The organism is Bradyrhizobium septentrionale, assembly GCF_011516645.4.
Taxonomy (GTDB): domain Bacteria; phylum Pseudomonadota; class Alphaproteobacteria; order Rhizobiales; family Xanthobacteraceae; genus Bradyrhizobium; species Bradyrhizobium septentrionale.
Genome location: NZ_CP088285.1, coordinates 8,247,661 through 8,264,967 on the forward strand (window position 1 = coordinate 8,247,661; position 17,307 = coordinate 8,264,967).

The 17,307-nt window shown below is 62.4% G+C and carries 18 protein-coding genes and 1 pseudogene; 9 read left to right on the plus strand and 10 right to left on the minus strand.

All coding sequences use genetic code 11. The features are described from left to right. Positions 1 to 59: 59 nt before the first annotated feature. Complete coding sequence (locus tag HAP48_RS41165; RefSeq protein ID WP_166205482.1) at positions 60 to 845, minus strand: DUF169 domain-containing protein; 786 nt, start codon at positions 843 to 845, stop codon at positions 60 to 62. 173 nt (positions 846 to 1,018) lie between these two features. On the opposite strand from HAP48_RS41165, the gene HAP48_RS41170 reads away from it, so the two are divergent. From HAP48_RS41170 to HAP48_RS41185, 4 genes are all read left to right on the plus strand, one after another. Then, positions 1,019 to 2,353: an IS1182 family transposase gene (locus HAP48_RS41170; protein ID WP_166202952.1), complete on the plus strand. Its 1,335-nt coding sequence runs from the start codon at positions 1,019 to 1,021 to the stop codon at positions 2,351 to 2,353. Between the two features lie 288 nt (positions 2,354 to 2,641). After that, positions 2,642 to 3,019, plus strand: a complete 378-nt coding sequence (locus HAP48_RS41175; RefSeq protein ID WP_166205483.1) for a nuclear transport factor 2 family protein — start codon at positions 2,642 to 2,644, stop codon at positions 3,017 to 3,019. 22 nt (positions 3,020 to 3,041) lie between these two features. Then, positions 3,042 to 3,974: an NAD(P)-dependent alcohol dehydrogenase gene (locus HAP48_RS41180; RefSeq protein ID WP_166205484.1), complete on the plus strand. Its 933-nt coding sequence runs from the start codon at positions 3,042 to 3,044 to the stop codon at positions 3,972 to 3,974. A gap of 44 nt (positions 3,975 to 4,018) precedes the next feature. Further along, positions 4,019 to 4,720: a helix-turn-helix transcriptional regulator gene (locus HAP48_RS41185; protein ID WP_166205485.1), complete on the plus strand. Its 702-nt coding sequence runs from the start codon at positions 4,019 to 4,021 to the stop codon at positions 4,718 to 4,720. 25 nt (positions 4,721 to 4,745) lie between these two features. Here HAP48_RS41185 and HAP48_RS41190 read toward each other — a convergent pair whose 3' ends face one another. Then, positions 4,746 to 5,540 (minus strand): YdcF family protein, encoded by a 795-nt coding sequence (locus tag HAP48_RS41190; protein ID WP_166205486.1) that lies wholly within the window; start codon positions 5,538 to 5,540, stop codon positions 4,746 to 4,748. Positions 5,541 to 5,606: 66 nt separating this feature from the next. On the opposite strand from HAP48_RS41190, the gene HAP48_RS41195 reads away from it, so the two are divergent. From HAP48_RS41195 to HAP48_RS41210, 4 genes are all read left to right on the plus strand, one after another. Next, positions 5,607 to 6,548, plus strand: coding sequence for an acetamidase/formamidase family protein (locus HAP48_RS41195; RefSeq protein WP_166205487.1), 942 nt, complete (start codon positions 5,607 to 5,609; stop codon positions 6,546 to 6,548). 85 nt (positions 6,549 to 6,633) lie between these two features. Next, entirely contained in the window at positions 6,634 to 8,460 is a 1,827-nt protein-coding gene (locus HAP48_RS41200) for an AMP-binding protein (RefSeq protein WP_166205488.1), read from the plus strand. Positions 8,461 to 8,632: 172 nt separating this feature from the next. Continuing rightward, complete coding sequence (locus HAP48_RS41205; protein WP_016844973.1) at positions 8,633 to 8,833, plus strand: hypothetical protein; 201 nt, start codon at positions 8,633 to 8,635, stop codon at positions 8,831 to 8,833. A gap of 50 nt (positions 8,834 to 8,883) precedes the next feature. After that, on the plus strand, positions 8,884 to 9,348 hold the full coding sequence (locus tag HAP48_RS41210; protein ID WP_166205489.1) for a GcrA family cell cycle regulator: 465 nt from the start codon (positions 8,884 to 8,886) through the stop codon (positions 9,346 to 9,348). On the opposite strand, the gene HAP48_RS41215 is transcribed toward HAP48_RS41210, so the two are convergent. The 3 genes from HAP48_RS41215 to HAP48_RS41225 all read right to left on the minus strand — a co-directional run bounded on the left by HAP48_RS41215 (position 9,349) and on the right by HAP48_RS41225 (position 12,646). Continuing rightward, a complete protein-coding gene (locus HAP48_RS41215; protein ID WP_166205490.1) occupies positions 9,349 to 10,311 on the minus strand; it encodes an SDR family oxidoreductase in 963 nt (320 codons plus the stop codon). It abuts the gene before it with no gap. A 180-nt stretch (positions 10,312 to 10,491) separates the two neighbouring features. Continuing rightward, positions 10,492 to 10,671 carry a hypothetical protein gene (locus HAP48_RS41220; protein WP_224497116.1) on the minus strand — a complete coding sequence of 60 codons (180 nt, stop codon included), beginning with the start codon at positions 10,669 to 10,671 and terminating at the stop codon, positions 10,492 to 10,494. Positions 10,672 to 11,113: 442 nt separating this feature from the next. Then, positions 11,114 to 12,646 (minus strand): porin, encoded by a 1,533-nt coding sequence (locus HAP48_RS41225; protein WP_166205491.1) that lies wholly within the window; start codon positions 12,644 to 12,646, stop codon positions 11,114 to 11,116. Between the two features lie 453 nt (positions 12,647 to 13,099). On the opposite strand from HAP48_RS41225, the gene HAP48_RS41230 reads away from it, so the two are divergent. Continuing rightward, positions 13,100 to 13,612 (plus strand): MarR family winged helix-turn-helix transcriptional regulator, encoded by a 513-nt coding sequence (locus HAP48_RS41230; RefSeq protein WP_166205492.1) that lies wholly within the window; start codon positions 13,100 to 13,102, stop codon positions 13,610 to 13,612. Positions 13,613 to 14,074: 462 nt separating this feature from the next. Here HAP48_RS41230 and HAP48_RS41235 read toward each other — a convergent pair whose 3' ends face one another. The 5 genes and pseudogenes from HAP48_RS41235 to HAP48_RS41250 form a co-directional block, all read right to left on the minus strand. Continuing rightward, a complete protein-coding gene (locus tag HAP48_RS41235; protein WP_166205493.1) occupies positions 14,075 to 14,791 on the minus strand; it encodes a calcium-binding protein in 717 nt (238 codons plus the stop codon). Between the two features lie 21 nt (positions 14,792 to 14,812). Then, a pseudogene (locus tag HAP48_RS50990) lies at positions 14,813 to 14,893 on the minus strand (hypothetical protein); the annotation flags it as partial. 176 nt (positions 14,894 to 15,069) lie between these two features. Then, a complete protein-coding gene (locus HAP48_RS41240) occupies positions 15,070 to 15,705 on the minus strand; it encodes a bifunctional DNA primase/polymerase (protein WP_166205494.1) in 636 nt (211 codons plus the stop codon). A 1-nt stretch (position 15,706) separates the two neighbouring features. Then, the gene (locus tag HAP48_RS41245) at positions 15,707 to 16,768 is read right to left on the minus strand and encodes a hypothetical protein (RefSeq protein WP_166205495.1); all 1,062 of its coding nucleotides are present in this window, start codon (positions 16,766 to 16,768) and stop codon (positions 15,707 to 15,709) included. An 82-nt stretch (positions 16,769 to 16,850) separates the two neighbouring features. Continuing rightward, on the minus strand, positions 16,851 to 17,090 hold the full coding sequence (locus tag HAP48_RS41250; protein WP_166205496.1) for a hypothetical protein: 240 nt from the start codon (positions 17,088 to 17,090) through the stop codon (positions 16,851 to 16,853). Between the last annotated feature and the right edge of the window lie 217 nt (positions 17,091 to 17,307).

Consider the following 17,307-nt stretch of genomic DNA (forward strand, 5'->3'; position numbering starts at 1 on the left):
GCGGGCGCGGCGACGCAATTGGCTATTTCTTGCGGCTATTTCTTGCCGCTATTTCTCCGCTATTTCTTGGCGTAGGACACGCCCATGCCCGCACGCACGTCGGCCTGGATGCCATAGGGCGCGATCGGGTAACGCAGGCCGTTCTTGGCGAGCTGCTTCATGCCGGCGATCGCCTTGACCAGATAGGCCGGCGGCAGCGCCATCAGCATCTCCTCGTCGGGCACGCCGCCATAACGGCGCTCGGCGAAGCACGGCAGCGACAGGCTCGGCTCGCCGGTCTTCAGCGCCCGCCCCCACGAATCCGCACAGGCGGTTTCGCCGACCACGCCCCATTCGAACTTCTTGTAGCCGGTGTACTGCAGCCCGTTGATCAGGATGATCATCTGTCCCGGCGTCGCATAGACGAGGCAGATGTCGGGCGGATTGAGCCGGCCGCTGGTCAGCGGGCTCACCGCCATCGCCTGGTACCGGCCGTAAGGCACCACGTCGAGCGCCTCCTGGCGCTTGCGCGCGTCCTCGGCCGTGCCGTGCCAAACGCCGACATAGTTCTCGCCGGCAAGCCACTTCTCGTCCTGCGGCGCGAGCCCGATCACCGCGCGGCACTGCGCGCCGACCAGATCGTCGCCGGTGATGCCGACCGTCCAGCCGAGCCGCGAGGCCATGCTGACGATCTGATCGGTGGTGTGGACCGCCGACGGACGCCGGATCTTCGGGATCGCCTCCATCTCCTCGACGCGCGCGAACATCTTGATCCCGATGACCGTGGTCTTCAGCCGCAGCAGGTTGTTCAGGTCGGCGACTATTGCCGCGAGGTCGAACTGTTCCGGCGGTGTCTGCTGTTGCATGGCGAAAACTCCCGTGAGCGGCGGCTTGGCGTTGCCTGTTGTGGCGATGGTAGAGCATTTTCGAGCGAAGTGGGTACCGGTTCGCGTGGAGAAAATGCGTCAAGACAAGAATCTAGGAGCTTGTCTGGATAGTCGCTGTTCAAATCTGGTCGGGTCTGATTCAACATTGGGCGATGAGCAAGTATTTTCGGCCTTGGAACATCGATCAGACGCTGCTTCTGCCGCCGAATGTGCAGGACTTCGTGCCGAAAGGCCATGTCTCGCGGTTTATGGTTGATCTGGTGCGGGAGAGCCTCGATCTCAGGGAGATCATGGGCAGCTATGTGAGCGGGCTTGGGCAGCCGCCGTTTGATCCGCGGATGATGGTGGCGCTGCTGCTGCATAGCTATGCGAGTGGGCTGTATTCGTCGCGTCGGATTGCCAAGGCCTGCCGGGAGCGGAACGATTTTGTGATGATCGTGGCGCTGGATGCGCCGGATTTTCGGACGATCAGCGACTTTCGCAAGCGACATTTGAAGGCGCTCGGCGCGCTATTCGTGCAGGTTCTGAAGTTGTGCGAGACGGCCGGGCTGGTCAAGCTCGGTCATGTCGCGCTGGATGGTACGAAGATCAAGGCGAACGCGTCGAAACACAAGGCGATGAGTTATGAGCGCATGAAGAAGCGCGAGGCGGAATTGAAGGCCGAGGTCGCTCGCATGCTGGCGGCCGCCGAGGCGGCGGATGCCTCGGAGGATGAGACTTTCGGCAACAGCGACGAACTGCCGGACTGGACCGTCGACAAGCAGAAACGGCTGGCGAAGATCCAGCAAGCGATGGCGGCGCTGGAAGCGGACGCCAAACTGGCGGCGGAGGAAGAGCGCCGCATCGAGGCCGAAAAGGAACAGCAGCGCCAGGCCGAAGGCCGCAAGAAGCCGGGCAAACCGGCGGCGCTGCCATCGGAGGAACCCAATCCCAAGGCGCAACGCAACTTCACCGATCCGGAAAGCCGCATCATGAAGTCGAAGGATGGCTTCGTTCAGGCCTATAATGCCCAGGCGGCCGTCGATGCACATGCCCAGATCATTGTCGCGCAAGAACTGACCCAGCACGGCAGCGATCAGGGCCAGTTGGTGCCCCTGATCGAGGCCATCGAGAGCAATCTTGGCCGCAAGCCGCGGCAGGCCTCAGCGGATTCCGGCTACTGCAGCGAAGCCAATCTCGAAGCGCTCGACACACGCAGCATCGATGGCTATGTCGCGCCCGGACGCGCCAAGCACCCGACAGTAGCGAACGGAAAAGTCGGCGGCCCGCTGACACAGGCCATGCGAAAGAAGATCGACGATGGCGGCTTCGAAACACCCTACCGATTGCGAAAGCAAGTGGTGGAGCCGGTGTTCGGGCAGATCAAACAGGCAAGAGGCTTCCGCCAGTTCCTGTTGCGGGGCATCGAGAAAGTGCGCGCCGAGTGGACAATGATCTGCACCGTCCATAACCTCCTCAAGCTGTTCAACCTCGCAAACGCAGCCTGAGCCTGCTACTCTACAACAAATGCCCGTCACGAAAACATATCTGGACGGGCTCCTAGAGCCCGTTCCGACTCGATCGGAACGGGGCTCTAGCCGGATTGACCGGCAGAAGCGACAAGCGCGTGGCGTCCTAACCGCTCTCAGCCCACAGATCGCGCGCCAACCCGGCCGAACTTGATAATGGCGTAGACTCGCAGACATTCCGCAACGATACATGGGCTTGCATCAAACTGACAAAATCTGTCAGTGGCCTGTGCTAGTTCAGCGCATCATCTCGAACAGGAGAACATGATGACTGAACACGATGGCAAGACACTCGCAATCGCCCGCGCCTATGTCGAGGCAATCGCCAACAAGGATGTCGACACGATCATTTCGATTTCGACCGACGATGTTGTTTGCAACTCGCCGCGTGGTCGGCTGACCGGCACGCAGGCATTCCGCGGCTTTCACGAGGGCTTCGCCCGCATGATCAAAAAGGTCGTGGTTCTTGCGGCCTTTGGTGACGATGAGCATGCCGTGGTCGTCTACCACGCGGAAACCCATCCTGTTCCGAACTCGACTGTCGCCGAGCTTCTCAAGATCAAGAACGGCAAGATCGCTTCGACCGAGGTGATTTACGACGCAACGCCCTTCGCCGCCTACGCGGCGACGGTGGCACCCCAATAAATCGCGTCGCAGGAGCAAACCCGTGAAACGCATCCAATATTACGCGTACGGCGGCCCCGAGACGATGAAGCTCGAAGACTTCGTGCTTGAGACGCCCGGACAAGGCCAGGTCGCGGCGAAGGTGAAGTTCACCGCGGTCAATCCGATCGATTGGAAAATGCGGCAAGGCGCCCTGAAGATGATGACAGGGAAATCCTTCCCTCGAACGATGGGCGTCGACTTTTCGGGGACAGTGATCTCCGTTGGCGCCGGCGTGACGCGGTTCAGGCCCGGCGACGCGGTCTTCGGCCTTGCCCGCCTCAAGCAAAGCGGTGCGCTTGGCGAGGCGTTCGTCACCAACGAAAGCTTCGTTGCGAAGAAGCCCGACAACGTTTCTTTCGAGGAAGCGGCGTGCCTCGGAACGCCTGGTGTCACGGCATGGAACGGTCTTGTCGACAGGGCGGCTCTCAAGGGCGGCCAGTCGGTCTTCGTCAACGGATGCACCGGCGCGGTTGGGGAGGCTGCCGTGCAGATTGCGCGGATGCTCGGCGCCACGGCTTCAGGCCGTTGCAGCGCTGAAGCGATGCCGAGGGCCCACGAGCTCGGCGTGCAGAAACCCTTCGACTATCGGAAGACCGACCTATCGGCGCTGACGGATCGTTTTGACGTGGTCTATGATACGGCCGCAGTCATGCCGGCGGCCACCGGCTTACACCTCGCGGGCAAGCGCGGCGTGTTCCTTGATATCGAACCGACACCGGCGAAATTTCTCCGCTCGCTCTTCAATCGCAAACTGAAGCCCATCGTTTGCACGCCACGAGCTGACATCCTCGACGGACTGGCGCGCGCTGCCCGAGAGGGAAAGCTGCGGTTGCCGGTCGCCGAAACCGTGCCGCTCCGCGAGGCGATTCCGTTCATCGCAAGCCTTGAGAAGGGCCGGAGGATCGCCGGAAAAGGGCTCGTTGCCATAGCCTGACACTTACTGCCAAATTTTGGCATGAGCTATGCTAAGCTCGCCGCATGTCCAAAAGTCAACGGCTCTTCGATCTCATGCAGATGCTCCGGCGGCATCCTCGTCCGGTAGCGGGCACCGAGCTTGCGCGCGAGGCCGGCGTGTCGTTGCGGACGGTCTATCGCGACATCTCGGATTTGCAGGCCTTGGGCGCTGAGATCGAAGGTGAACCGGGTGTCGGATATGTCTTGCGGCCGGGCTTCCTGTTGCCGCCGCTGATGTTCTCCGAAGAGGAGATTCAGGCGGTTGCCTTGGGCGTGCAATGGGTGCAGCGGCAGACGGATGAAGGGCTTGCGCTTGCTGCACAGAATGCGCTTGCCAAGATCGGCGCAGTGCTCCCCTCGGAACTGCGGCACAAGCTTGACGACAGCAGCTTCCACGTCAGCCGCCGCGCACCGAAGACACCCTCTGTGGATCTTCAAATGCTGCGTCAGGCGATGCGCGAACAGCGCAAACTGCGCATGATTTATCGCGATCCGACGGGCACGGAGACCGAGCGCGTGATCTGGCCGATTATGCTCGGCTTCTTCGAGGCCCGACGCGTGATTGCCGGCTGGTGCGAGCTTCGCGAGGATTTCCGCACCTTCCGCACGGACCGGATCGTGCGCGGCCGGCTTTTGAAAGAGCGCTATCTCGGCCGCAGGCGCGATCTGGTCAAGCGATGGCGGACGCAGGTTGCGGAGCAAAGCGCGCCGACTAATTCTCCCTGACTCAGCATGTCCATCAGGACGGTAGCTAGCGCGTCGCCGGTCCCGGCAGCCAATCATCGGTTTTGCCCGCCAGATGATAGGCTACGAGCCCGATCCACTCCCGCGTGGCGACGTCGGTGCGCGACAGGCCGTCGATCGCAAACGTTGCGAAGCTCATGACATTACCGGCGCGCCAGTCGACCGGATAGGCCTCGACGCTGAATCCCGCCTTGCGGAACAGGCCGACCGAACGCGGCATGTGATAGGCCGATGTCACGAGCAGCCAGCGCTCGCCCGGCTTCGGATCGACCAGCGCCTTGGAGAATTCCGCGTTCTCCACCGTGTTGCGCGAGCGGCGCTCGATGATCAATCGCGATCTGGCAATGCCGAGGCTCTCGAACAGCTCGGCGGCATAGTCGGCTTCGCGCGCATCATTCGAGATCAAATTCGCGCTGCCGCCGGTGAACACGAGGCGCGCGTTGGGGTATCTGCGCGCGAGCGCTGCCGCCGCGATGACACGATCGGCTGCGCTGCGCACCACCGGCGTACCATGCGCAACCGACAGATCGGCATCGATCGATCCGCCAAGCACAATGATGCCGTCAGGCGCGCCACGCGAGGCGTCCCATGGCGGGAAGCGCTGCTCCAGCGTGGCGATCAGGACATTGCCGAGCGGCGAGAAGCCGCAGATCGCGAGCAGCAGCAGCGCGCCCACCATCAGCCTGCGGCCAAGACGCGCAAACCGCGTCAGCAACAGCACGGCGCCGATCACGCCGATACCGATCAGGAAATTGATCGGCAGCAGCATGATGCCGAGCGTCTTGGAGAGCACAAAAAACAAGGGAAGCCTCTGCGAAGTTCTGCTACAGCGTCATACGCTGCCGGGAACGCAATAAAAAGAAGTCACATGACCCATCATCATCTGAAGTCCAGTTCCGAAACCTGCCATTGGGGCTTCTTTGAAGCCAGGCTGAAACCGGTCCTGACCATCGCAAGCGGCGACGAGGTCACGGTCGAGACCGTCAGCGGCGGCCCGGACGTGGTGCCCGACCGCGGCAAGTTTATCGTCCCGCCGGAGCTCGACGACATCCACGCGAAAAACGAACGGATGGTGCCCGGGCACATTCTGACTGGCCCGATCGCGGTCAGCGGCGCCGAGCCCGGCGATGTGCTCGAGGTCGATATTCTCGACGTCCAACTGCGCCAGGACTGGGGTTACAATCTGATCAAGCCATTGTCCGGCACCCTGCCCGACGATTTCCACGAGACGCGCATCCTCAACATCCCGCTCGATCGCGACCGCATGGTCGGCCGCATGCCGTGGGGGCTCGATCTGCCGCTGAAGCCGTTCTTCGGGGTGATGGGCGTCTCGCCGCCGCCGGCCTGGGGCCGCATCTCCTCGCTGATCCCGCGCGCGATGGGCGGCAATCTCGACAACAAGGAGCTCGGCGCCGGCGCCAAGCTCTATCTGCCGGTGTTCGTGCCGGGCGCGCTGTTCTCCTGCGGTGACGGCCATGGCGTACAGGGCGACGGCGAGGTCTGCGTCACCGCGATCGAGACCGCGCTCACCGGCCGCTTCCGCCTGACCTTGCGCAAGGATCTCAAGCTCGCCTATCCGCGCGCCGAGACCGCTGACCATTACATGACCATGGCGATGGATCCCGACCTCGACCAGTGCGTGGTGCGGGCGCTGCGCGACATGATCGTGCTGCTCAGCGAGAAGCGCAATCTGTCCCGCGAGGACGCCTACACGCTGTGCAGCCTGGCCGCCGACCTGCGGGTGACGCAGACGGTCAACGGCTCCAAGGGCATTCACTGCATGATCGCCAAATCGGTGGTCCACGGCTGACAGGCGGTCGATAGGCCGCACTTGTTCCGCAGGCGCGGCTCGATACAATCCCCGTCCCAACGAACAAGAATGGACGGGGACGGACATGCTGAAGGACAGGCTTTCGCCGGCCGACGAGGCTATGCGCGACAAGGAGATGCAGGAGACGCTCGCCGCCTGCCCGCGCATCCTCGATCTCATTGCCCGCGGCCCGCAGGGCGCGCCGGACGCCGAAGCCGTGATCTATCTGCGTTCGCCGCTCGATCCCAATCCGGTCGTGATCTCGAACGATCAGCTGATGGGCTGCGTCAAAGCAGCGGAGAACTATTTCCGCGCGCAAGGCATCGGCAAGGACAATCCGGTCGCGGTCCTGCTGCCGGCGTGTCCCGCGACCGTGGTCGCGATTTTCGGCGCAGCCGCCTGCGGCGTCGCCGAGCCGCTCAACCTCTTGTTCACACGCGAGGCAATCGTCGCCCAGCTCAATGCGATCAACGCAAAACTGTTGCTGGCGCCGCCGCCGGGCACGCCGGGCGGGCTCTATGAGAAGGTCGAGGGCCTGCAGCGCGAGGTGCCGTCGCTCCGGCGCATCGTGATCGTGCCGCTCGACGGCACCATCTCTTTCGATGGCGATGTGCTGCGGCCGGATCCGGCCTGGCGCAACGACTACGGCAAGTCGACGGATATGAGCGAGGCCGACCGCGTCGCGGTGATGCTGCCGACCGGCGGCACCACCGGCCATCCCAAGGTGGCGCGGCTCACCAACCGCGCGATGGTCGCCTCCACCGTGTCCTCGCGGATGGCGCTCGACTTCCATCGCGGCGAGCGCGCCATGATCACGATGCCGCTGTTCCATGTCGGCGGCTTGTTCTGCACCACGGCCAACAGTCTCTCGGCGGGCACGACCATGCTCATCCCCGGCCCCGCCGGTGCGCGCGATCCGGCGCTGGTTCGGAACTTCTGGCAAATCATCGAGACATACCGCGTCAACATCGCCGGCAACGTACCGACCACGCTCGGCGCGCTTGCCGACGTTCCGGTTGCGGACAGCGACATCTCGAGCCTGCGCGTCACCGCGACCGGCGCCTCGATCTGCCCGCCGGAGATCGAGCGGCGTTATCTCGCGACCTGGGGCGGCCCCTGCATCCAGCAGCTCTACGGCATGACCGAGCTAGCCGGCGCCATCACGCATGACGTCCATGGCGTGAAGCCCCGCGCCGAGAGCGTCGGCACCCGCAATCCGCTGGTCGAGCTTGCGATCCTCGACGGCGGCAGGCTGCACACCGGGCCGTGGCCGTCACCGGTCGGCGAACTCCTGACCAGGGGCCCGCAGGTGTTTGCCGGTTACGTCGACAAGAAGCAGACCGAAGAGGCGTTCCGTGACGGCTGGCTGCGCACCGGCGACATCTGCCGGATCGACGCTGACGGCTTCGTCTACATCCTGGGCCGCGCCAAGGACGTCATCATCCGCGGCGGCCACAACATCGACCCGCGCGCGATCGAGGATGCCGCGCTGGCTTTCCCGGGCGTAGCGCTGGCGGCCGCGGTCGGACGTCCCGACAGCTATGCCGGCGAAGTGCCGATGCTGTTCGTCTCGGCGCAGCCCGGCGTCCATATCGATCCGCTGGCGCTGGCTGCCTTCGTGCAGGACAACATCCCGGAGCCGCCGGCGCGCCCGCGCGCGGTGTCGGTGATTGCGGAAATGCCGGTCACGCCGGTCGGCAAGATCTTCAAGCCCAAGCTGCGCGAGATCGCCGCCGGCGAGGCCGCACGCGAGCTACTGGCGCAGGAAGGGTTGTCTGACGAGGTCAGTGTCGACGCCATCACCGATCCATCCCGCGGGCTGTACCTGAGCGTGAGCGCGCCGCCTGGCAAGGCCGAAACGGCGGAGCGGCTTCTGAAGAAGTTCCCGGTCAAGGTCGAGATGCGATCCTAACGCCTTCATTTACCTGAATATTCTGACCCGACCGTCACGCCGGAGTTGACCTCCGGCGTGATGGGCGCGGCTGGCCGCTCTCGCAGCTGACTGCTTGACGAACCGCCTCATTCCTAAATAGACTCTAAATAGATACTTTTCAGTACAGGCGTTCAGGGTTAAGCGTTTTCTCATGGCTACAGAAAAGGCCGAAACCGACCGCGTCCCGGTCACGCTGGCGCTCTCGACCATAGGTTATCTCGAGAAGCTGGTGCGACAGGGCACCCACGGCACGAGCGTCCCGGGCGTTGCACGGACATTGATCGAGGAAGGCATTCGGCTCGCCATCAAGGACGGGTTGCTTGCAATCCGCGACAACGGCCGCACGCCCTGACGCGGGGGTGTGCCAGCGCGGCGGTTCAACACAGAACGTGGAACCGTCAGATGATTGCCATCGAACCAACCTGGACGCCGGAGCGCGTCGACCAACTCAAGATCTACTTCGAAGCCGGCCTTTCCTGCCGCGACATCGCCGTCAATATCGGCGTCAGCCGCAATGCGGTAATCGGCAAGCTGTCGCGGCTGAACCTCACGCGCACGACACCCGACGAGCGCCGGGCCCGGCGGAAGAGATCCAGCGCGCATGCCGCGCAACGGGCGACGGCGAAGCAGCAGCTGCAGTTGCTACAGTCGGTCTACCAACAGGAAGCCGACGATGCGCCTGTTGTAAGCGCCAACAACTGCTCGCTGTTCGAATTGAGCGAGCAGCGCTGCCGCTGGCCGATCAGCACCCCGGGCGCCGACGATTTCTGCTTCTGCGGCAACACCCCGCTCGGCGGCATGCCCTATTGCTCAGGGCATTACCGCCTCGCCTATCAGGCCGGATCGCGCCAGCGCGTGATGCGTTGATCAGCCGACCTTCCAGCCGGTCGCCGCGACAAGGTTCTGATAGAACTCCGGCGTATAGGCCTGCTCGGGCGTGTTGCGCACCCGCTCGTCGAGCGTACGCGCATCGTCGCCGACCAGGATGCGCCAGCGCTCGGCCTTGACGCCGTCGAGGATGATCTTGGCCGCGGCGGCGGCCGAGGTCGGCGCCTCGTCGTGGAAGATGCGGGCGCGGTCGAGCGCGATCTGCTGGATGTCGGCATCCGACATTTTGGCGACGTCGATGCCCTGCCCTTGCAGGCGCTGACGGGCCTGCTTGAGCTCGTCGGCATTCAGCTGGTCGGAGCCATTCTGCACCTTGCGCGAGTTCGACACGATCGAGGTGCCGATATGGCCGGGCATCACCACCGAGCATTTCACATGCGGCGCGTTGAGACGCAGATCGTTGATCATCGCCTCGGTGAATCCCTTCACCGCGAACTTCGCCGCGCTGTAGGCGGTGTGCGACACGCCCAGGCCGACCGAGGCCCAGAAGCCGTTGACGCTCGAGGTGTTGACGATGTGCGCCTCGTCAGCCTTCACCAAGAGCGGCAGGAAGGTGCGAACGCCGAGATAGACGCCGCCCCAGCAGATGTTGAAGGTGCGCTCCCACTGTTCACGCGTATTGGTGAACAGGCTGCCGCCACCGCCGATGCCGGCATTGTTGAACAGCAAATGGATCTTGTCGGTGGCCTGCTGCTCGATCAGCTCATCGCGGAAACGCTTGTAGTGATCCTCGATCGAGACGTCGGCGATGTGGCTGGTGATGCGCAGGCCCTGCGGCAGCTTCTCGACCTCGCAGAGCCGTTTGGTCTCGGCCATCGCCTCGGCCGAAACGTCGCACATCGCGACATTGCATCCCTCGGCAACGAGCTGCCGCGCGAGTTCGCGTCCCATGCCCGTGCCGCCACCCGTGATGACGGCAATCTTTCCAGCAAAATCCTTCATGCGAGATCCGTTCCTTCCCTGCTTCTTGTTCGTTTTGGCGGGAGCGCGGATCGCAGTCCCAGCCGCTTTGGCTGAGGCACTCTACATCACCGAATTATCGCCCAGCAACGGCGCCCGCCGGGCAGCCGGCGGTGCACGAAATCATTCCATGTTGCGAACAATATCCATTGATCAAAAACGCTATTCGGCGGTCTCGATGTGCACAGGCGCGCGCCGCCGCAGCACCGCGCTGCCGGCGCTCAGGACCAGCCTGAGGAGGCCGCGCCACGAGAAGTCGATGACCACCTCATGGTGCCGCAATCCCTTGCCGCCCTTCACCAGCCCGAGATCCCGTATCAAGCAATAGTGGCCGCTGCTCATGCGCGCGAGGCGGCTGTTCTTGAAGCGTCCCATGAATGGCCAGAATGCACTGCGGATCGATTCCGTCAAATCTTGACGGCGTCGAATCGGCGAGACGACGTGAATCCGCTTGCGGTTGACGGCTGGCAATGGCAGCGCGCGTCACGATCGTCGGCGCCGACCGAGGCATGAATCAAAAACCTCCGGCAGGGCATTGCCGGAGGTTTGGGAGGCTTAGCAGCAAGCTAAGAGCCATCATTCAGTGTGTTGTTGGCCATGCCATATATAGTTTAGTAGATCAGGTAAGTAAATAAGTTTGCGGCCAATGAATCGCATGGCTCGTCTTCTTTGTCCGCGTGGACCGAAATGACGTAGCTCTGCTTCCGCAATCGATTCTTGCCAAAGAAAAACCCCGGCAGTTGCCTGCCGGGGTTCTGTTGGATCGTGATCAGATCAACCGGTATTACCAGTTGCGCTGAGCGCGGAAGAGCATCTGGACAGTGTCCTGATCCTTCAGCTCGTAGGTCGCAACCGGCTTGCCGATGCCAGTCGACGACGTGGTGATGACGCCCGAATACTTCTGATCGAGGTGAACGTAGGTCACGTCGGCCGAGAAGGTCAGGTTCTTGACCGGGGTCCAACGGGTGATCACGCCGATCTGCGAGATGTTGTAGTCCGGGTTGCAGTTGGTCACGCCAGCGCCGCCACCAAAGGCGGTGCGGAAGGTACCACCCACGCCACCAACGCCGCAGATGAGCGCCTTGGAGGTGTCGTTGTACGAGACTGCGGCATAAGCGCCGTAGATCGCGGTGTTCCAGTAGGGATCCCAGTTGTGGGTGTAAGCACCGCGCATACCCCAGGTCTTGATCGACTGCTGCGCTCCGCCGGGGCCGAACACCGTGTCAGGTGCCGTACCGAAGCCAACGCTTTGATAGACGCCGGGCAGGCTCGAGCCGCCGAAGATGGCGACCGAGCTGGCCTGGCTGGCCAGTTCCTGGATGTTGTAACGGGTCGCACCGTCGGTGTAGACGCCCTGGATGTTGATGGTGTCGCCGGGTCCGGTCGGGATGTTCTTGATCGACAGGGCCAGCGCACCAGCCCAACCCCACTTGTCGTCGGGATGACCGGTCAACTCGGTGCCGCCGTAGTAGGCAGCGTGGTTGTCATGCGCGGCGACCGACGCCTGGAAGATACCCCAAGCCTGGTCGACCTTCAGCGCAGCGACGAAGTCCGGCGCGATCGTGCCGGCGTAGTCGCTGGTGCCGTAAGCACCACCAGCGCCGAGGTTGTTCACGCCAGCCTGCATGTAAGCGACCTGGTCCTGCGCCGACAGTGCGAGCTGCACGCCGTTGCCGAACTGGGCGGTGTAGGTGAACTGGTTGATGCCGTTGGTGGTGTTCACGCCACCGACGAGACCGTCGTAGTTGTTGCCCGGATAGCCGTTCCAGGGAGCAGCGAACTGCGAAACCGCCTTGCCCATGGTGAAGCCGGCGAACTGGATGAAGGCGTAGTAGACGCCGACCGTACCGGCGGCAACGTTGCCCGCGCCTGCGTTGTTCGGCGCAGAAGCCGAGCCGATCGCCGAATAGACGGTCGAGCCGTTGCCCTGGCCGGCGTAGGTGTCGGAGGTCCAGGTGAACACCGCGTCGAAATAGGTGCGGACCACGCCGTACTCGGTCGCGGTGCGGGTGTCGATGTTGAAGTCTTCGCGCGAACGCCAGGTGTAGCCGTTCGTGAAGCGGTTGTTGGCACCGCTGGCACCGTTGATGTTCGGGCCGTAGACGCTGTTGCCGTTCACCACAACGTCAGCGCGCAGGTAGCCGCCCAGCTTGATGCAGGTGTCGGTGCCGGGGATGTAGTAGAAGCCCGGACCATAAAGAGAGCAGATCTTCACGTACTCGACCGCTTTGGCCTTTACGGGAAGATCGGCCGCCTGTGCCCCGCCGACCGCGACCAGCGCAGCCGTCGAGCCCAGGATAAGGCTCTTCAAATTCATATTAAACCTCCAAGTTGCTCATATGCGTAGAGTCCGGAGCTGCGAGCGCCCCGTGATCCTCCCGCATTGTCCAAGACCGCTTTCCCCAAACCCCGCACCCGCAGATCGATCTGTGGAGTGCGACGGACTTGAACGATCACCGCAACGGGACGATCGAGATTCCCCTACCGCCGGGTTCAATATGCCTTGGCGAGTTCGCCAATCAAAATAGTTTATAAAGTCAGGAATGCGATTGCGGCCACACTGTGTCTCGCCGGCAACGCTGCCCGTAAGCCCTTTGGTTGGCAGGGAAAACTTGTCGCACCCCAAATAGTCCAATCGTCACAGGAGCATCATAATTACTTTACGTTCACTTGCGTTCGTGGGCGGCTTACGAGAAAGATCGCGCTGCCGAGCGGGAAACAAGAATAAACCAGCGCAAAGCTGAGTCGGCACCTAGGGAAGAGGAAAGCTGTGTCAGTGACCAGGAAGGATACGACGCGCCTGCGCGCCATCGAGCATCTCGACATCATCAAGCGCTTCACGCTCGAGATTTCCTCGATCAATTCGCACCTCGAACGTGTCCGCCAGATCTGGGGCAAGGCGCTTGGCGTCAGCGGTCCGCAATGGATGATTCTGATCGCGATCTCGGATCTCGACAAGGATGACGGCGTGCCGATCAACGTGGTGTCGAAGCTGCTGCACGTCGATCCGTCGTTCGTGACCACGCAATCCAAGCTGCTCGAGCAAAAGGAGCTGCTGCGTCGCACCCCCTCCCTGGCCGATGCGCGCGTGGTCCGGCTGTCGCTGACCGACAAGACGAGGAAGCATCTGGCGGGCCTCGCCAGCCAGCACAAGGCGTTCAAGAGGACCGTATTCGAGGAGTTCAGCGAGCCTGAACTGGCCGAATTCACGGCCAAGCTTGCGATGCTCAACAACCGCCTGGAAAAGGCGTGTCTGATCGTCGCGATGGATTCAGATACCTGAAGCGACCGGCGCGGCGCGCCTGAGATCGCGGCCCCACGATTCGACCAGAGCCATTTCCGTTCCGATGGAATCGGAACGGGGCTCTGGATTCTTGCTTTGACGCGTTTTCTTTATGCGAACCGGTAGCCACTTCGCTCGAAAACGCTCCAGGCACCCGACCGGGTCGGGCAACAGCCTTGCTGCTCAGCGCGGTGACTTATCCATGGCCTTGCCCGGGCGACTGGAAGGCCAGAAAAGCCACAACACCCAGCAGCGCAGCCCAGACCAGGAAGTGTTCAGCGATCACTGTCAGCCCTCCATTTGATTGATGGAAAGCATGAAACGGGCCACGCGATGAGCTGGACGCTTGAACGAGCCGCACAAAGATGCGGCCGGGCGATCAAGCCTGCATACCGTCTGCGGAACGGGTGCTCATCCGCAGACCGCCCGCCCGAAAGCGTGGCTCCGTTCGACCGAACGCAACTACGACAGAATGCTGAAGTCCGCCGCGGTGACCGTGCCTGCGGTCGCACCGTTCAGCCGGACCGCGTTGGCACCGTCGACCTGAATGACGAAGTACGCGCCGTTCTGGTAGGAGTGTGCCAGCAGATCGGCGAACGAACTAAAGCCGCTGCCAGTGAACTGCACGGTATCCGTGGCAGCGTTCCAGTCCTGGACCACCTGGACACCCGGCGCTCTGCGGGAGACGAACGTTTTGTTGCCGCCGCCGCCGAAATAGTAGTTCACGCCGGTGCCACCATCGAAATAGTCATTGCCGGCACCGCCGATGAGAACGTCGACGCCGTCACCGCCATACATGACGTCGTCGCCATTGCCGCCGTAGAAATAATCGTTGGCGGCCTGGCCGTACATGACGTCGTTGCCGTCGTCGCCGATCTCGACCGCGCGGCCATTGGCGACGATGACGTCGTTGCCTGCTCCCCCGTAGGCGGAGCCGCCGTCGCCGACGCTCATGTAGATCCAGTCGTCGCCGGCGTGGCCCTCCAGCAGATCGACGCCGTCATCTCCCACCAGCGTATCGTTACCGTTGCCGCCGTGCGACGTGTCGTTGCCACTGCCTCCGAACAGCACATCATTGCCGTCGCCACCAAAGAGCAGGTCATCGCCGCAGCCGGCCACCAGGACGTCGTTGCCGCCATTGCCATAGAGGCCCGGCGCCACGGAGGTGCCGGAGGCCACCAGGATGTTCGCTCCGCTCTCGTTGCCCTCGCCGCCATAAATCGTATCATTGCCGGCCGAGCCATACAGAGCAACGGGCGGCTTCGTACCGCCCGACCCGATCCGTCACAGAATGTATCGAGTAAAATGGTCGGAGCGAGAGGATTTGAACCTCCGACCCCTAGTCTCCCAGTGATTCCGAGGTCGAATACCGCGAAGGCTCAAGGCATACCGATTGACACCATTAGCGATGCAAAATCAGATATTTGTGTAATACCAAGAGCTACCAGCGGTTACCGTCAGTGACAGGCCAATCCCCCGCCAATGTTTCCCAAAAGTTTCCCAAATCGGCTATAGAGCCGCTCGGGCACACCGCTACAGACTAGGGCGCTATCCCCAAGGCTCGCAGTAGGAAACACCCGGGAAACATCGGAGGGCAGTCCGTGACTAGGGGTCGAAACAAGCTTGCCGCAAAAGCGGTCGACAAGGCCATTGCGGAGGCAAAGGACACCCGATTTGGTCGGGTTTACGTGCGCGCCCGCAGGCAGCCCCTCGTGCTCTTCGAAGAGCGCGCGCAACTTCTCCGGGCCAGCGTCCTTCTTATCTGCGTCGAGCACTACGAGCTTCGAGGGGCCGCAGGAGATCGAGGGCACCGCATTAGGGAACTTGCGCCACAACTTGACCAGAACAGCGTCGTCTTTCGTCGCGCCGACGTGGGCAGGTTCTACGCCATGCTTCTCGACGTACTCGTCAATAGCGGCCTCGCGCTCATCCTTGCTGAGCGACGTGTCGGCGCGATTGTAGCGGGGGATCAGGGGGACCTTCCCGTCTGAGGGGAACACGTATAGCCCGGCTTGCGCGAAGAAGCGCGCGTTCTTGCGGTTCGTGCTCTGTCTAGCGCCAGTATTGTCGACCGCTGTCACTGCTTCAGCCATCCTACGCTGCGTCCTTTTCCTGCGCGGCGAGCGTTTTCGCCCCACGCTGTCGTGAGCCGATCTTGTTCTTCTGATCGGCTTTGATTTGCCGGATAATTCCGTTGGTTCGTTCCGAGCGCCGCTGATCGATTTCTAGCTGTCGTTCTCTGAACTCGATTTGGCGGCCCAACCATTCGGTTCGCTCTGCCGCAGAGGGCAACGCCGTGAGATAGGTCCATCCAGCCTCTTCGTTGCGCCCGATGAACGTCAACGCCCTCAGCTCGGCTACCGATATGCTGCCCTTACGTTTCCGCTTCTCAGACACGATTCCGTGCTGCACGAGATATCGCGGGAGATATGCCCTCACGCTGTTGGCAATCTCTCGTTGCTTTAAGGGAGTTTCGTCCGCTAACGCCTGCAACGCTTTGCGCGAGCCAAATTCGGTATCGATCATGAGCGCCGCGATGCACCCTTCGAGCCGATTGGCGTCCGACACCAATTCTTGCGCAGTACGCAGAGGAATCTCCGCCCGCTTTGCGAGCCAACGGGAGTCAAACTCGGACGCGGCGTCACCGAGAAAGGCAGGCGCTATTTCACGCAAGCACTGCGTGCAAGCGACCTTGAGAGCGTGATCAGCGTCCGGCGATCTAACCGCAGCGGCTAGATCGGCAGCAACTTCCGCCCACCGGGCTTCTTCGGCTGCACGCGCGAATCGCTCGGAAAACAGGCGACCGTTCCGGAGAACTCGCCGAAGATTACTGTTTGCCTGAGCGTTCAGTTCGCGGGCGAAGGCGTGAGCGTAATCGGCCCCCGCACGATCTCCGGAAGCGAGCAGCTCCCGCGCTCGCTTGCGCTCGGAATTGGCCGCTTGCCGAGTATCGTTGATCTCGAAGGCCTGTTGATCTAGGCGTGCATCAATATCATCGTAGCTTTCGGCTCGATTGAACCAATCGAACTTGGTGCCGCTCTCGACATAAGGATCACTCTCGGCGTTGCGAGCGCGGTCCTCGCCGTCAGCCTTTAAGATTGCTTCCCATTGATCTTGAAGAGAGACTTTCGTGGAAGCGTATTCGTCGTGACTCATAGGTTCCCCCAGGCGCGCGTGCGTTCGCGCGTTCTGACGTTGGGTGATGTCGTGGGTTTTCAGGCGGGGATGTGGAGGCGCGTTATCGCTCGAAGCCCGTGTCGCGCACGGCGGCCATCTCTGTTTCGAGCCACCGGTTCAGGTGCCCCAGCTTGCGCGGCTGCGGAATTTTGCCCGCCGACAGCCAACGATTGAATGACGTGACCGAAGGTCCGCCAAGGACCTCAATAAAGAGGTCGCGCCCGCCGAGACGAGCGGGGTGGGGAAAGTCAGACGGGATAGTGACGTGATGAGCCGACTGGCAGGAAGTAGGTGCAGGCATTGTAGACTCCGATTGCCCCGCTTTATGGGGCGGGTTGATTCATCGGAGCCGAGCCGCAACCCGGTACTATAATTCGGCCGAAGCCCGCTGAGCGGGAACCCTTGTCAGCCGGGTTTAATTACCGGCCGGGGCGACGTGTCGCTTCCGTCTGACGCCAGAGACGCGCCGAATGCCTCTCTGGTCTACACCACGCACATTCCGCGTTACGTGGCGCTTG

Bases quoted from the DNA above. Each gene is read 5' to 3' on its own strand.
- HAP48_RS41165 (WP_166205482.1), bottom strand. From the start codon at position 845: ATGCAACAGCAGACACCGCCGGAACAGTTCGACCTCGCGGCAATAGTC.
- HAP48_RS41170 (WP_166202952.1), top strand. From the start codon at position 1,019: ATGAGCAAGTATTTTCGGCCTTGGAACATCGATCAGACGCTGCTTCTG.
- HAP48_RS41175 (WP_166205483.1), top strand. From the start codon at position 2,642: ATGACTGAACACGATGGCAAGACACTCGCAATCGCCCGCGCCTATGTC.
- HAP48_RS41185 (WP_166205485.1), top strand. From the start codon at position 4,019: ATGTCCAAAAGTCAACGGCTCTTCGATCTCATGCAGATGCTCCGGCGG.
- HAP48_RS41195 (WP_166205487.1), top strand. From the start codon at position 5,607: ATGACCCATCATCATCTGAAGTCCAGTTCCGAAACCTGCCATTGGGGC.
- HAP48_RS41200 (WP_166205488.1), top strand. From the start codon at position 6,634: ATGCTGAAGGACAGGCTTTCGCCGGCCGACGAGGCTATGCGCGACAAG.
- HAP48_RS41205 (WP_016844973.1), top strand. From the start codon at position 8,633: ATGGCTACAGAAAAGGCCGAAACCGACCGCGTCCCGGTCACGCTGGCG.
- HAP48_RS41210 (WP_166205489.1), top strand. From the start codon at position 8,884: ATGATTGCCATCGAACCAACCTGGACGCCGGAGCGCGTCGACCAACTC.
- HAP48_RS41215 (WP_166205490.1), bottom strand. From the start codon at position 10,311: ATGAAGGATTTTGCTGGAAAGATTGCCGTCATCACGGGTGGCGGCACG.
- HAP48_RS41220 (WP_224497116.1), bottom strand. From the start codon at position 10,671: ATGAGCAGCGGCCACTATTGCTTGATACGGGATCTCGGGCTGGTGAAG.
- HAP48_RS41225 (WP_166205491.1), bottom strand. From the start codon at position 12,646: ATGAATTTGAAGAGCCTTATCCTGGGCTCGACGGCTGCGCTGGTCGCG.
- HAP48_RS41240 (WP_166205494.1), bottom strand. From the start codon at position 15,705: ATGGCTGAAGCAGTGACAGCGGTCGACAATACTGGCGCTAGACAGAGC.
- HAP48_RS41245 (WP_166205495.1), bottom strand. From the start codon at position 16,768: ATGAGTCACGACGAATACGCTTCCACGAAAGTCTCTCTTCAAGATCAA.
- HAP48_RS41250 (WP_166205496.1), bottom strand. From the start codon at position 17,090: ATGCCTGCACCTACTTCCTGCCAGTCGGCTCATCACGTCACTATCCCG.